Raw genomic sequence first — 13,691 nt, forward strand, 5'->3', positions numbered from 1 at the left:
CCGACGTGGCCGGAATGTTGGCCGACGGGGAGACGCTCGGGATGCCGGGTCCCGCGGGGGCTGCGAGGCTCGGGACATGAGGCTCAGGACATGAGAGTGGCTCTCGCCCAGACGGACTGCGTGCTCGGCGACGTCGACGCCAATCTGGGGACCGCCCGCGCCCAGCTCGCCCGCGCCGCGGCCCAGGGCGCCGACCTCGTCGTCTTCCCCGAGCTGAGCCTGCACGGCTACCACCTCGGCGCCCTGACGTCGGACACGTCGATCACGGCGGACGACCCACGACTCCTGGGCCTCGCCCCGGCCGGTGGCCCCGACGGGCCCGACGTTCTGGTCGGCTTCCACGAGCACACCGGTCTGCGCGCCTTCAACACCTCGGCGCACTACTCGGGCGGCACCCTGCTGCACGCCCACCGCAAGCTGTACCTGCCGAACTACCTGGCCTGGGAGGAGCGCAAGCACGTCAGCCCCGGCCAGCACCTGCGCGCGTACGACCTGCCCCGCGGCCACGGCCGCGCCGCCACGCTCGTCTGCAACGACGCGTGGCAGCCGGTCCTCCCGTGGCTGGCGGTGCAGGACGGCGCGGAGGTCCTGTTCGTCCCCGCGAACAGCGCGGCGACGCTGGACCCCGAGGCCATGGACACGGGCCTGTACTGGGACACGCTGCTCGCGTACACGGCGAAGATGCTGCAGTGCTGGGTGGTCTTCGTGAACCGCGTCGGCAACGAGAACGGCGCCTCGTTCTGGGGCGGCTCCCGCGTGGTGGACCCGCGCGGAACCGTGGTGGCCCAGGCCCCCCAGTGGGAGCCGGCCCTGGTGACGGTCGACCTGGACGTCCACGAGGCCCGCCGCCAGCGCAGGGCGGTACCACTGGTGGCGGAGGCAAGACTGGGCCTGATCGACCGCGAGGTCCGCCGCCTGATCGACGAGGGCGGCGACAGCTAGCCCCATCAAGCCGCCCCCAATCGAGCTCCTCAGCCCCCATCAAGCCGCCCCCAATCGAGCTCCTCAGCCCCCATCAAGCCCCTCCGGCGATTGAGGAGCGGGGCCCGGGGCAGAGCCCCGAGACGTCGGACCAACATCCGCCCGATCAAGCCCCTCCGGCGATTGAGGAGCGGGGCCCGGGGCAGAGCCCCGAGACGTCAGCCACGCCGCAGCGCCCCGATGTCAGTGCCGAATGTGACACTCGCAAACGTGAACGAACGCTGGGCGCTGACCCCCACCGAGCACGGCGGAGCCGACGTCGTACCGCTGGGCAAGGACGGCCTGCCCACAGCCCCCGTCACCCACGAACCCGACCTGACCGAGGCCGTCCGCTCCCGACCGGAGGTCACCCGCTGGGTCTGGCGAGACACCCACACCGTCCACCCCCGCCTCCTCGCCGAAGGCATCCGCGTAGAGCGGTGCTACGACATCGAGGCCGCCGAGACCCTGCTCCTCGCCCACGAGGGCCGACACGGCGAGCCCCGCTCGGCCGCCGCCGCCCTGGCCAGGCTCCGCGGCGGCCCCGTCCCCCCGGACCCGCCGCCCCGCACCGCCGAGCCCGGCTCCCAGTCGTCCCTCTTCGAGCCGCGCCCACCCGTGGACGTACCGCTGACGGACCTCGTCGACGTGTACGCGAACCAGCTGCGGCGGCACGACGCGACCGCCCACCCGGACCGGATGCACCTGCTCACGGCGTCCGAGTCGGCGGGCATGCTGGTGGCCGCCGAGATGCACGCGGCGGGCCTGCCGTGGCGGGCCGACGTGCACCGGGCGCTGCTGCACGAGCTGCTCGGCGAGCGGTACGCGGGCGGCGGCGAGCCGCGCCGGCTGGCCGAGCTGGCGGACGAGGTGTCGGCGGCGTTCGGCCGACGGGTCCGCCCCGATCTGCCCGCGGACGTGGTGAAGGCGTTCCAGCAGGCGGGCATCAAGATCACGTCGACCAGGAAGTGGGAGATCCAGTCCCTCGACCACCCGGCCGTGGAGCCGCTGATCGAGTACAAGAAGCTGTACCGGATCTACACCGCGCACGGCTGGTCCTGGCTGCAGGACTGGGTGCGCGACGGCCGTTTCAGACCCGAGTACCTGCCCGGCGGCACGGTGTCGGGACGCTGGACGACGAACGGCGGGGGCGCCCTGCAGATCCCCCGGATCATCCGCCGCGCGGTGGTCGCCGACCCCGGCTGGCGGCTCGTCGTCGCCGACGCCGCCCAGATGGAGCCGCGGGTGCTGGCGGCGATCTCCCGGGACCCGGCGTTCATGGAGGTCGCGGGCCAGAGCGGCGACCTGTACCAGTCGGTCTCGGACCGCGCGTTCTCCGGTGACCGGGGCCAGGCGAAGCTCGCGGTGCTCGGCGCCATATACGGGCAGACGTCGGGCGACGGCCTGAAGAACCTCGCGCTGCTGCGCCGCCGCTTCCCGAAGGCCGTCGCGTACGTCGACGAGGCGGCCAGGGACGGCGAGGAGGGCCGTCTCGTGCGGACCTGGCTCGGCCGCACCTGCCCGCCCGCCGCAGGCTCGGCCGACCAGGACCTCGGCGAGGCGGGCCTGCCCCAGGACGAGCCCGAACAGTCCGCGTCGGCGGGCGAGTTCACGTACGGCCACGCCTCGTCGAACTCGCGGGCCCGCGGCCGCTTCACCCGTAACTTCGTGGTGCAGGGCAGCGCCGCCGACTGGGCGCTGCTGATGCTGGCCGCGCTGCGCCGCTCGCTCGCGGACCTGGCGGCGGAGCTGGTCTTCTTCCAGCACGACGAGGTGATCGTGCACTGTCCTCAGGAGGAGGCCGCCCGGGTCGCCGAGGCGATCCAGGAGGCCTCCGACCTGGCGGGCCGGCTGACGTTCGGCGAGACGCCGGTGCGGTTCCCCTTCACGGTGGCGGTGGTGGAGTGCTACGCGGACGCCAAGTGACCCGCCCCGGCGCGGCTCACTTCTCCTGCCACTTCCCGGAGAGCGCGATGCTCTTCAACTCGTCCATCGACAGGGCCGGTTCGGGCCGCGTGGCGTCCGTCGACTGCGATCCGGAGTTGAACGCGGAGACCACGACCCGGAACCCGTCCTTGCGCATCGTGTCGGCGGTCCACATCACGATCCCGGCCCCGCCCTTGCCGTCGCCCGGCCCCTTGCGCGTGCTCACCAGCGTGCCGTCCGGCAGCTTCTCGGCGTCGTTCCCGTAGAGCTCGCCCGCCACGTCGCGCATGTCGGGCTGCACGTTGATCTGGAGGAGCGTGGCACCCTTCCCGTCGTCGACGACCAGGTACGCGTACTGCGACTCCTGCCCGCCTTCGGCGGTCACCCGCACCCGCTCCGGCAGCAGCCCCTTGAACGTCTTGAGGATCGACGCCTTGTCGAGGCCCAGGGCGGGCGGCTGGGCGAGCGGCTCGTCCGGCGCCGTGCCGATCGCCCGCATCACGGGCCGCCACTTCTCCGACGTGACGAGATCCTTCAACTGGCCGGTGCTGAGCGGCGGTTGCGGCCGTGACACGGGGGCGTCCTTCTCGGCGGCCGCGTTCCACTCGCTGGCGCTGACGGTGTACCCCTCGGCCGTGACGAGGTAGGCGCTCCACAGCTTGGTCTCGGCGCGCTTGTCCGGGTACTCGTAGCCGCGCATGAGCATCAGCCGTGCCCCGTCGGCCAGCTTCTCGCTCGTGCAGGAGTCGTACGCAACGAACCGCTTGTCGGGACACCGCAGTTGCTCCTCCACGGAGGCCCCGTCCGGGTCGACGGCCCCGACGCTCACCCCGATGGCGGCCTTGCCGTGCCCGTCGTCGTACACGAGGTGCGCGAGCGGCCCGAGCTGATCGGCGGTGCCCCGCCCTTCCTTCCCGCTGAACTCCCCGTCGGGCAGGAGCCCTTCGAGGATCCGCAGCACCTGCGCCCCGGAAAGATCGGCCCCGCTCCCCTTGCCCCCCTTCTTCTCGGCGGCCTCCTTCTTGGCCTCCTTGGGTCCGGGCTGAGCCGCGACACCTCCGCCCTGAGCACTCGCCCCGGTGGCGTCGAAGGCTCCGGCGGCGTACGACGTCCCGAGCCCGACGACCGCCATGGCGGCCACGCTCGCGGTCACCATCCCCGTCCGCCTGCGCCGCAACCGCCGCCGGCCCCGCAGCACGCCACCGTCGATCAGCGCCGGCCCGTCGGCGGAGAACCCGTCCCCGGTGCGCCGCAGCGCGTCCCCGAGCCCTTCCTCGAACACATCCCGGCCGTCGTCCGCTCCGGACATCGCGACCACCCTCCTTGGTTCCCCGTCCGTATGGTCAGTAGGCGGCGAACTCGCCGAGGTTTCCGCCGAGTTGGGTCCGCAGCCGGGCCAGGGCCCGGGAGCTGCGGGTGCGCACGGCGGCGGAGCTGAGGTGCAGCACGTCCGCGGTCTCCTCTATCGACCGGTCCTCCCAGTAGCGCAGCACCACCACCGCCCGGTCCTTCGGGGGGAGTTGACGCAGCGCGTCCAGGAGCGTCAGCCGCAGGGAGGCGTCCTCGACACCCGCCGCGACACCCTCGGGCAGCTCGTCCGAGGGCCGCTCACCGGCGGACCGGCGGCGCTGGTGCGCGAGATAGGACCGCACGAGGACGGTCTGCGCGTACGCCGCCGGATTCCCGAGCCGCGCCGACGACCGCCCCCACACCACGTACATCCGCCCCAGGGTCTCCTGCACGAGATCCTCGGCGAGATGGGTGTCACCGCTGGTGAGCAGGCACGCGGAACGGAACAGCTGCCCCGCGCGCGCCTCGGCGAACTCCCGGAACGCCCCCTCCAGGGACCGTCTCATCGGTGGCACCCACCCCTTCGTATCGCCTACACCTGATAGATGCGGCGACCCCGGGGAAATGTTTCACGCACTCACCAGGTCTGCCCGGCGGGCTGCCGGGTCGTGGCGTTGAGCCGGTTGAACAGGTTGGTCACACCGATCATCAGCGTGAGCGCGGCGAGCTGCTTGTCGTCGTAGTGCCGGGCCGCCTCGTCCCACACGGCGTCCGGCACCGGGTCCGAACTGTCGGCGATCCGCGTCTCGGCCTCGGCCAGCGCGAGGGCCGCCCGCTCGGCCTCGCTGAAGAACGGCGACTCGCGCCACGCGGCGACCGAGGCCAGCTGGTCCTCACTCACCCCGTTCTTCCGGGCACTCTGCACTCCGCCGTACACACAGACCCCGCACCCGTTGATCTGACTGGCCCGCAGATGCACCAACTCCATCGTGGCCCCGTCGACCCCACCCTGCCCCGCGGCCTTCAACAGCCCGAGCACGTGCGGCATGGCCTCCGGAATGAGCGCGACCGGACTGGCGATACGAGCTTCAAGGTTCGTCATCTCTCCGCTTCTCCTACTTCCTGTACGTCCTGCCGTACTTCCTGCGCTTCGCCTGCACTGCACTGACGGAGCCCGGCGGGAAGATGTGACAGGGCGGCGAGAGATCTCCCAAAAACTCAGGGCACAAGCCCGTGAACACACACAGCTGGTCATCGCATCAATCCGGTGATCACTCATCGTGGTCGTCCGCTCTTCACCGCAGAACCTTCGGCCGGCGCCCGGAGTTCCCGATCCCGGACACACTCCGCCGCACCAGGGGGCCGTACATGAACCTGCGCTTCGCAGCCCGCACCATCGCAACTCTCGCCACCACGGCGGCACTCGCCGCCCTGCCCCCATCGGCAGCACACGCCACAGCCATCGGTTCCACCGCCGTCGCCTCCTTCGACTACCAAGTCGGCGGCGTCACCATGAAGGTCCCGACAGGCTGCGCGTTCACCCACATCATCCGCGGCGCCGGAAGGAAGATCACCTACCAGAACGCCGGCGTCGACTGCGGATTCGTCGGGGCCCTGAACAGCGGCTTCTGCAACTGGCGCATCGACTTCACCTACGCGAACACCAACAACAGGACGTACCGCACGTCCAGGGGCAGGACCCACACCGAGTGCAAGATCGACCCGATGCGGAACAACTCCCCGCAGAAACTCCCCCACTACGGCAAGGCATGCGCTCACCTCGTGGTCAACGGCGCGCGGCGAGTCAGCCAGTGCCACCACATCACCAAGTGAGCCGCACATGACCCCCGAGACATCACCCCAGGACTCCGCCCGGGAAGCGAGGCGCCACGGCCCCGGCATCATCGCCTTCGCCATCGGCACCGCAGCCTCGCTGGCGTTCTTCGCCTTCTTCCCCGGCCTCCCCCACGTCATCGACGGGGGCGCCGTCCTCGTCTCCCTCGCCATCGGCGCCCTCACCCGCTGGGCCTGGCAGACCCGGGCCAGGAGGAGGCACACCAGTACCGAATAGATCCGTGCGACCGCACGAGAAAACCCCAGGCCAGGAGGGTCTGACCTGGGGTTTCAGGACGGGCACCGCCTACGACGACGGTCAGCCCCCGGCTCCGGGCCCCGGGTCGCCGCCGTTGTCCCGGCATTCCTTGGCGGCATCGAGCCACTCGTCCACCGTTTCGAGGACTCGCTCACGTTCGAGGCCGGAGTCCACCGTTCCGTCAGCAGGACGAGCAGCATCCGCGATGTCGCGGGCCCGCCGGCACGGATCCGACGACGGACCGGACAGTTCGGCGACGGCACCGACGACACTGAACAAGAGGGCGGCGACGGCGGCCCCGGCGATCATCAGCCCCGCACTCCGGTCCTGGATGAGGCGCGGCAAGTGGCGCTGCCAGCGGAAGTACGGAATGCGGTCCCGGCTGTTCACGGCGCTCCCCCATCAGGCAGGTGGTCGGGGCATGCAGTGTGCGAAGTACCCTCCGGAACCCCTCCGAACACTGCCCCGCACGGACAGTCCCGTGGCCTCGTGAGGACGCATCAGTCCCCGTAACCGAGACCAGAACGAGGACCGCCGACAGTCGCTCGACCTGAGCCTCGTCGTCACTGGATCCGCTCAGACAAAAACCCCAGGCCAGAAGAGTCTGACCTGGGGTTTCAGGATGAGCCGCCTTCGGGATTCGAACCCGAGACCTACGCATTACGAGTGCGTTGCTCTGGCCATCTGAGCTAAGGCGGCGCGCCGCGCGCACCGGAGTGCGTCAGCAACGTCGCCAATCCTACACGCTCTCCGGGGGTGCTCCGCACAGCCTTTATGACCAGCCGATACCGGCTACGAGCAGCGCTTTCCGTCGGTCGGCGGGGTGCCGTCCAGGAGGTAGGTGTCGATCGCCCCGTCGATGCAGTCGCTGCCGCGGCCGTACGCCGTGTGGCCGTCGCCGTCGTAGGTGAGGAGGCGGCCGGAGGAGAGCTGGTCGGCGAGGGCCTTGGCCCAGGGGTAGGGGGTGGCCGGGTCGCGGGTGGTGCCGACCACGACGATGGGCGCGGCGCCGTCGGCGGTGATGCGGTGGGGCTCGCCGGTCGGCTTGACCGGCCAGTAGCCGCAGTTCAGGGCGGACCAGGCGAGGCCCGCGCCGAACACCGGGGACGCCTTCTCGAAGTCGGGCAGCGCGTCCTTCACCTCCTGCGGGGAGGTGAAGGAGGGCGGCTGGTCGAGGCAGTTCACGGCGGCGTTGGCGAACATCAGGTTCGTGTACGTGCCGTCGGGGTCGCGCTCGTAGTAGCTGTCGGAGAGGGCGAGCAGGCCCGCGCCGTCCTTATCCTTGATCGCGGCGGTGAGGGCGTCGCGCAGCTGCGGCCAGGCACCCTCGTCGTACATCGCGGCGATCACGCCGGTGGTGGCCAGGGCCTCGCCGAGCTTGCGGCCGTCGGGGTCGCCGGTGGCGATCGGCGTCCGGTCGAGCGCGGTGAAGAATTCCTTGAGGCGCTTGCCCGCCTCGTCCGGCGTGCCGGTGCCGAGCGGGCAGTCGGAGCGGCCCACGCAGTCCTTGGCGAACGACTGGAACGCCGTCTCGAACCCGGCGGTCTGCTGCTCGTTCAGCTCGCGCGCGTCGAGGGACGGGTCCATCGCCCCGTCGAGCACGAGCCGGCCCACCCGCTCCGGGTAGAGGCCCGCGTACGTCGCGCCGAGGAACGTGCCGTACGAGGCGCCGACGTAGTTCAGCTTCTCGTCGCCGAGCGCCGCGCGCACCAGGTCCATGTCGCGGGCGGCCTCGATGGTGGAGACGTGCGGGAGGACCTGCCGGGAGGTCTTGTCGTACGTCTCGCAGCCGGTCGCGAACTTCTTGAAGGCGGCGGCCAGCCGGTCCTGCTCGCCGGTGTCGTCCGGCGTGACGTCGGTCTGGGTGTACGCGTCCATGCGCGGGCCGTCGAGGCAGGTGACGGGCGCGCTGCGGGCGACGCCGCGCGGGTCGACGGCGACCATGTCGTAGCGGGCGCGGACGCCCTGGGGGTAGCCGATGCCCGCGTACGACTGGAGGTAGCCGATCGCGGAGCCGCCGGGGCCGCCCGGGTTGACGAGCAGCGATCCGAGCCGCTCGCCCGGGCCCGTGGCCTTCTTCCGGGACACCGCGAGGTCGATGTCGCCCGCGGACGGCTCGTCGTAGTCGAGCGGCGCCTTGAGCGACGCGCACTCGAAGCCGGGCGCACCGCACTCGCGCCACTTCGGGGTCTGGCCGTAGTACTCGGCGAGGCCGGCCGGGGTGGATCGCGGCAGCGCGGCGAGCGAGGCGTCCGCGGTGCCCGAACTCCCCGGTGAACAGGCCGAGATCCCGGTCAGCAACAACCCGGCGGCAGCGGCGAGGAGGACGGTTCGGCGACGGTGGGCGGAGGAGTGGCGCCAGAGGTACATCGAGCGAGCGTAACGCTCGGCGAAGGCTCCGTCACATTGAGTTGCGAATGCCGGTCCTCGGTACCGTCCTAGGGCTACCCGGCCCGCAGCGCCATCGTCATGGCCTCCACCGCGAGCAGCGGCGCCACATTGCGGTCGAGCGCCACCCGGCACGCGCCGATCGCCTCGATCCGGCGCAGCGTCGACTCGGGCGACGTGTCGCGGGCGAGCCGCTCCAGCGTGTCCTGGACGTCGACATTGGCCAGCGCGACCCGCGAGCCGAGCTGCAGCGCCAGCACGTCCCGGTACACACCGGTCAGATCGGTGAGGGCCAGGTCCAGGCTGTCCCGCTGCGATCTGGTCCTGCGCCGCTTCTGCTTGTCCTCCAGGTCCTTCATCACGCCGGCCGTGCCGCGCGGCATCCGCCCGCCGGTCTGCGCGCCGAGCGCCGCCTTCAGCTCCTCGGTCTCCTTCGTGTCGACCTCTTCGGCGAGCTGCTTGGAGTCCTCCGCCGCCGCGTCCACCAGCTCCTGCGCCGCCCTGAGGCAGCCGCCGACGTCCGCGACGCGCAGCGGCACCTTGAGGACGGCCGCCCTGCGCTCCCGCGCGCGCGGGTCGGTGGCCAGGCGGCGGGCCCGGTCGATGTGCCCCTGCGTGGCCCGCGCCACCGTCGCGGCGACGTCGGGCTCGATGCCGTCGCGCCGTACGAGCATGTCGGCGACGGCGTCGACGTGCGGCGACGACAGGGTGAGGAGGCGGCAGCGCGAGCGGATCGTCGGCAGCACGTCCTCCACCGACGGCGCGCACAGCAGCCACACGGTGCGGGGCGCGGGCTCCTCCACGGCCTTCAGCACGGCGTTCGCCGACTTCTCGTTCAGGCGCTCCGCGTCCTCGACGAGGATCACCTGCCAGCGGCCGCCCGCCGGTGACGTGTACGACTTGCGGACGGTGTCCCGCATGTCCTCGGCGAGGATCTGCGTGCCGACCGCGGCGACCGCAGTGACGTCCGCGTGCGTGCCGAGCAGCGCCGTGTGGCAGCCGTCGCAGAAGCCGCAGCCGGGGGCGCCGCCGAGCGCCCGGTCCGGCGACACGCACTGCAGCGCGGCGGCGAACGCGCGCGCGGCGGTGACCCGGCCCGCGCCGGGCGGCCCGGTGAACAGCCAGGCGTGCGTCATCTTCGACGCGGGAGGCGCGGGCGCACCGGCCGAGGCCGCCGTCACCAGGGCGTCCGCGTCCCGCGCGGCCGCGTCCAGCGTCCCGATCACGCGCTCCTGACCGACCAGGTCGTCCCATACGGCCATGCGGCACCGCCCTTTCTCCAAGCTGTAGCCATTGTGCCGGGCGCCACCGACATCGTTTGATACGGCGATGAGCGATCCCCGTCCCGACCTCCGCATCGAGCCGCTGACCGGCGGCTCCGCCGACGCCCTGCTCGCCGACTGGCAGCACGCGCACAACACGATCGTGCCCGCCGACTCGGCGTACCTCTCCCTCGACGACGTACGCGAACGCGCCGGGCGCAACGTCCTGGAGTCGGCCTACGTGGACGACGTCCTGGTGGGCTGCTCCACGGTGCGCCCGCCGCGCGACGGAGTGGCCACGGTGATCGCCCGGGTGCTGCCGGACCACCGCGGCCGCGGCTACGGCAGGGCCCTGTACGCGCGGGGCCTGGACCGGGCGCGCGCCCTGGGCGCCGAGGAGATCGAGACGGTCGTCCTGACCTCGAACACGGCGGGGCTGCGGTTCGCCGAGCGGGCCGGGTTCACCACCGAGGTCGACCGGTACCGCCTGGACGGCGACACGGTCGACTGGGTGGAGCTCCGGCTCACCGGCGACGACAGGGCCTAGGACCTGTCCGGGGCCTGCTACCGGCGCCGGCGGCGGGGGCCCTCGTCCTCGTCGTCCTGCCCGCCGAGCAGCTCGTCCGCGAGCGACGGCAGGTCGTCGAGCGGCGTCTCCTCCGCCCAGTCCGAGCGGGGGCGGCGGCGCGGCCTGCCCTCCTCGTCGACCTGCGGGAGCTCCGCCGTACGGTCGTTGGAATCGCCCCGCGCGGCGGGCCGCTCGTCGCGGAAGTACCCCGGCGGCACCTTGTCCGCTGCCGGGTCCTGCACCTGCGGGAGGACCGCCGTCTCATCCACCGCACCGGAGGCCGGGCGGGGCAGCTGCGTCGTCTCCTCGGCGTCCCGCACGGGCGGCAGGACCGTGGTCTCCTCGGCGTCCCTGACCGGCGGCAGGACCGTGGTCTCCTCGGCGTCCCTGACCGGCGGCAGGACCGTGGTCTCCTCGGCCTCGGACGGCTGCGGACGCAGCACGGGCGTCGGCACGGTCGTCTCGTTGTCGGGCACGTCGTCCCTGCGCAGCGCCTCCTTACGGAGGTCCTCCTTGCGGAACTGCGTGGTCACGCTGTCCTGGGCCGCGGCACTGGCCTGGGCCGCGAGCCGGCGCGCCTCCTCGGCACGCAGCAGCGCCTCCTCGGCCTTGCGCTGCTTCTCCAGACGCCGCTCCTCGGCCTCGGCACGCAGCCGCGCCTCCTCCTCGGCCTGCTTGCGGCGGCGCTCCTCCTCGGCGGCGCGCTGCTGCTCCTCGGCGAGCAGGCGGGCCTTCTCGGCCTCGGCCTTGCGGCGGGCCTCCTCGGCGCGCTGCCTGGCCTCCTCCGCCTGGCGCTCGGCCTCGATGCGCTGCGCCTCCTCCAGCTCGCGGCGCTTGCGCTCCTCCTCCTCGGCGCGGAGCTTGGCGAGCTGCTCCTGCCGCTCCCGCTCCAGGCGCTCCTCCTCGGCCTTGCGGGCGGCCTCTTCCTCGGCCTTCCTGCGCGCCTCTTCCTCGGCCGCCCTGCGGGCCTCCTCCTGCGCCTTGATCTCGGCGTCGGAGAGCGGGAGCAGGACGTCGAGCCGGTGCCGGACGACGGTGGTGACGGCCTCCGGCTCCTGGCCGGCGTCGACCACGAGGTAGCGGCCGGGGTCGCCGGCGGCGAGCGTGAGGAAGCCGGAGCGCACGCGCGCGTGGAACTCCATCGGCTCCGACTCGAGCCGGTCGGGCGCCTCGGTGAACCGCTCGCGGGCGGCCTCCGGGTCGACGTCGAGCAGCACGGTCAGGTTCGGTACGAGGCCGCTGGTGGCCCAGCGGTTGATGCGGGCGACCTCGACGGGCGACAGGTCGCGGCCCGCCCCCTGGTAGGCGACCGACGAGTCGATGTACCGGTCGGAGATGACGACGGCGCCGCGCTCCAGGGCGGGCCGTACGACGGTGTCGACGTGCTCGGCGCGGTCGGCGGCGTACAGCAGGGCCTCGGCGCGGTGCGAGAGCCCGGCGGACGAGACGTCGAGGAGGATCGAGCGCAGCCGCTTGCCGACCGGCGTCGCGCCCGGCTCGCGCGTCACGACGACCTCGTGGCCCTTGCCGCGGATCCACTCGGCGAGCGCCTCGGCCTGGGTGGACTTCCCGGCGCCGTCGCCGCCCTCCAGGGCGATGAAGAAGCCGGTCGCGGCGGGTGCCTGCACCGGGTCGTTGCCGCCGAGCAGCGCGTCCTTCAGGTCGTGCCGCAGCGGGACGCCGCTGCGGTCGTCGGCCTTGGCGAGGACGAGCGCGGCGACCGGCAGCAGCAGGGCGCCCACCAGCATCAGGGTGAACGCGGCGCCGCCGTGGGCGAACACGAACTTGCCGTTCTCCAGGCGGTGCGGCCCGATGAGCGCGGCGATCAGCGGTGCGATCAGGGCGCCGAGCGCGACGGCGACCCGTACGACGGCCTGGAGGTGCTCGGTCGTCCGGGCCCGCCGGTACTCCTCGGCCTCCTGGTCGAGGAGCGTGTGCCCGGTGTTCGCCGCGATGCCCGCGGTGACTCCGGCGAGCGCCATGACGAGGACCACGCTCGTCACGTCGGGGACGAGTCCGCCGGCCAGCAGTCCGACGCCGGTCAGCGCGATGCTGAGCGCGAGCAGCCGGCGCCGCGACAGCGACGGCAGCACGGTGGGCGCGGAACGGATCCCGACGACGGTGCCGCCGGTCAGCCCGAGCACGAGCAGCCCGAACGTCACCGGGCCACCGCCCAGGTCCTTGGCGTGCAGCACGGACACGGCGACCGCGGCGGCGACCGCGCCCGCGACGGCGGCGCAGGCCAGCACGAGCAGCGGGATCGCGCCCGTCCGGCCCTTGTCGACACCGGCACCGGTCTTCGGGCGGCGCAGCCCCTCCAGCGGCGATCGCGCGCGCGGGGTCTGCGTGTCCGGGAGTTCGAGGAAGAAGACGACGGACAGGGAAGCGGCGAACAGGCCAGCCCCCACGTACGACGACAGCGCCACCTGGTGCAGCGCGAACCAGTCCACGCCCGCGCCGATCAGGTTCTGCACGAGCGTCACGACGACGAGGACCGCGGCCGCGATCGGCACGGCGACGAAGGTCGTGCGCAGCGAGAGGCGGCGCAGGGCGTCCATGTGGTCCGGCAGCGGCCGCACGGCCGCGCCCTCCAGCGGCGGCGCGGGCAGCAGCGACGGAGCGGCGCTCTCCTTGGCGACGGTCCAGAACCGCTCGGCGACACCGACGACGAACGCCGTGACGAGGATCATGGCGAGCGCGCTCTCGGGCACCCAGTCGATCCACAGGGGGGCGACGATCAGCAGCACGGCCCGCAGGCCGTCCGCCGCGACCATCGTCCACCGCCGGTCGAGCGGACCGCCGGGCGTGGTGAGGGAGGTCAGCGGCCCGAGCAGGACGGCGCCGAACAGCAGCGTCGACAGGATCCGGGCGCCGAACACCGTGGCGACGGCGAAGGCGACACCCCGGTATCCACCGCCGAAGGAGCCCTCGGCGATGGCCGCCTGCAGGGCGAGCACCACCAGCACAAGCAGGGCGAGTACGTCACCGACCCCGCCGACGAGCTGCGCCGACCACAGTCGCTTCAACTGCGGTACGCGCAGGAGCGCACGCACGGCGCGCTCTCGGGAGTCCGCTACCAGGGCGTCGTCTGGGGCCGTGTGGGGGGCCGTTGGCTGCTCGGCACGGGTCATTCGTCCAGCCTATCGGCAGCGACTGACGCAACGGGCCCCCGCCCGAACAAACGCCCGGCGGGGGCCCGATCACG

12 protein-coding genes and 1 tRNA gene are annotated in these 13,691 nt (G+C 72.6%); 5 read left to right on the forward strand and 8 right to left on the reverse strand.

The genetic code is table 11. From position 1 onward, the window contains the following. The first annotated feature begins 90 nt into the window (after positions 1-90). Both RBJ77_RS43120 and RBJ77_RS43125 read left to right on the forward strand, forming a co-directional pair. Positions 91-942: a nitrilase-related carbon-nitrogen hydrolase gene (locus tag RBJ77_RS43120; protein WP_372349999.1), complete on the forward strand. Its 852-nt coding sequence runs from the start codon at positions 91-93 to the stop codon at positions 940-942. Between the two features lie 249 nt (positions 943-1,191). Next, positions 1,192-2,886 (forward strand): bifunctional 3'-5' exonuclease/DNA polymerase, encoded by a 1,695-nt coding sequence (locus RBJ77_RS43125; protein WP_372350000.1) that lies wholly within the window; start codon positions 1,192-1,194, stop codon positions 2,884-2,886. Between the two features lie 16 nt (positions 2,887-2,902). On the opposite strand, the gene RBJ77_RS43130 is transcribed toward RBJ77_RS43125, so the two are convergent. From RBJ77_RS43130 to RBJ77_RS43140, 3 genes are all read right to left on the reverse strand, one after another. Further along, on the reverse strand, positions 2,903-4,195 hold the full coding sequence (locus tag RBJ77_RS43130) for a hypothetical protein (RefSeq protein WP_372350001.1): 1,293 nt from the start codon (positions 4,193-4,195) through the stop codon (positions 2,903-2,905). Positions 4,196-4,229: 34 nt separating this feature from the next. Further along, positions 4,230-4,742 (reverse strand): SigE family RNA polymerase sigma factor, encoded by a 513-nt coding sequence (locus tag RBJ77_RS43135; protein WP_372350002.1) that lies wholly within the window; start codon positions 4,740-4,742, stop codon positions 4,230-4,232. 71 nt (positions 4,743-4,813) lie between these two features. Then, on the reverse strand, positions 4,814-5,278 hold the full coding sequence (locus RBJ77_RS43140) for a carboxymuconolactone decarboxylase family protein (RefSeq protein ID WP_372350003.1): 465 nt from the start codon (positions 5,276-5,278) through the stop codon (positions 4,814-4,816). 266 nt (positions 5,279-5,544) lie between these two features. On the opposite strand from RBJ77_RS43140, the gene RBJ77_RS43145 reads away from it, so the two are divergent. Both RBJ77_RS43145 and RBJ77_RS43150 read left to right on the forward strand, forming a co-directional pair. Then, entirely contained in the window at positions 5,545-6,009 is a 465-nt protein-coding gene (locus RBJ77_RS43145) for a hypothetical protein (protein WP_372350004.1), read from the forward strand. Positions 6,010-6,016: 7 nt separating this feature from the next. Next, positions 6,017-6,247 carry a hypothetical protein gene (locus RBJ77_RS43150; protein ID WP_372350005.1) on the forward strand — a complete coding sequence of 77 codons (231 nt, stop codon included), beginning with the start codon at positions 6,017-6,019 and terminating at the stop codon, positions 6,245-6,247. Positions 6,248-6,328: 81 nt separating this feature from the next. Here the strand turns inward: RBJ77_RS43150 and RBJ77_RS43155 are convergent, their stop codons facing one another. The 4 genes from RBJ77_RS43155 to RBJ77_RS43170 form a co-directional block, all read right to left on the reverse strand. Continuing rightward, complete coding sequence (locus RBJ77_RS43155; protein ID WP_372350006.1) at positions 6,329-6,658, reverse strand: hypothetical protein; 330 nt, start codon at positions 6,656-6,658, stop codon at positions 6,329-6,331. A 235-nt stretch (positions 6,659-6,893) separates the two neighbouring features. Further along, positions 6,894-6,967: transfer RNA gene (locus RBJ77_RS43160), tRNA-Thr, on the reverse strand. 93 nt (positions 6,968-7,060) lie between these two features. Continuing rightward, positions 7,061-8,638, reverse strand: coding sequence for an alpha/beta hydrolase (locus RBJ77_RS43165; RefSeq protein ID WP_372350007.1), 1,578 nt, complete (start codon positions 8,636-8,638; stop codon positions 7,061-7,063). A 74-nt stretch (positions 8,639-8,712) separates the two neighbouring features. Further along, complete coding sequence (locus tag RBJ77_RS43170; RefSeq protein WP_372350008.1) at positions 8,713-9,918, reverse strand: DNA polymerase III subunit delta'; 1,206 nt, start codon at positions 9,916-9,918, stop codon at positions 8,713-8,715. Between the two features lie 67 nt (positions 9,919-9,985). Between RBJ77_RS43170 and RBJ77_RS43175 the strand changes: the two genes are divergently transcribed. Continuing rightward, positions 9,986-10,465, forward strand: coding sequence for an N-acetyltransferase family protein (locus RBJ77_RS43175; protein WP_372350009.1), 480 nt, complete (start codon positions 9,986-9,988; stop codon positions 10,463-10,465). 17 nt (positions 10,466-10,482) lie between these two features. On the opposite strand, the gene tmk is transcribed toward RBJ77_RS43175, so the two are convergent. Continuing rightward, positions 10,483-13,617 (reverse strand): dTMP kinase, encoded by a 3,135-nt coding sequence (gene tmk, locus RBJ77_RS43180; RefSeq protein ID WP_372350010.1) that lies wholly within the window; start codon positions 13,615-13,617, stop codon positions 10,483-10,485. Positions 13,618-13,691 lie beyond the last annotated feature (74 nt).

Origin of the sequence: Streptomyces sp. KL116D (genome assembly GCF_030766975.1) — a bacterium.
Classification (GTDB): Bacteria; Actinomycetota; Actinomycetes; order Streptomycetales; family Streptomycetaceae; genus Streptomyces; species Streptomyces longispororuber_A.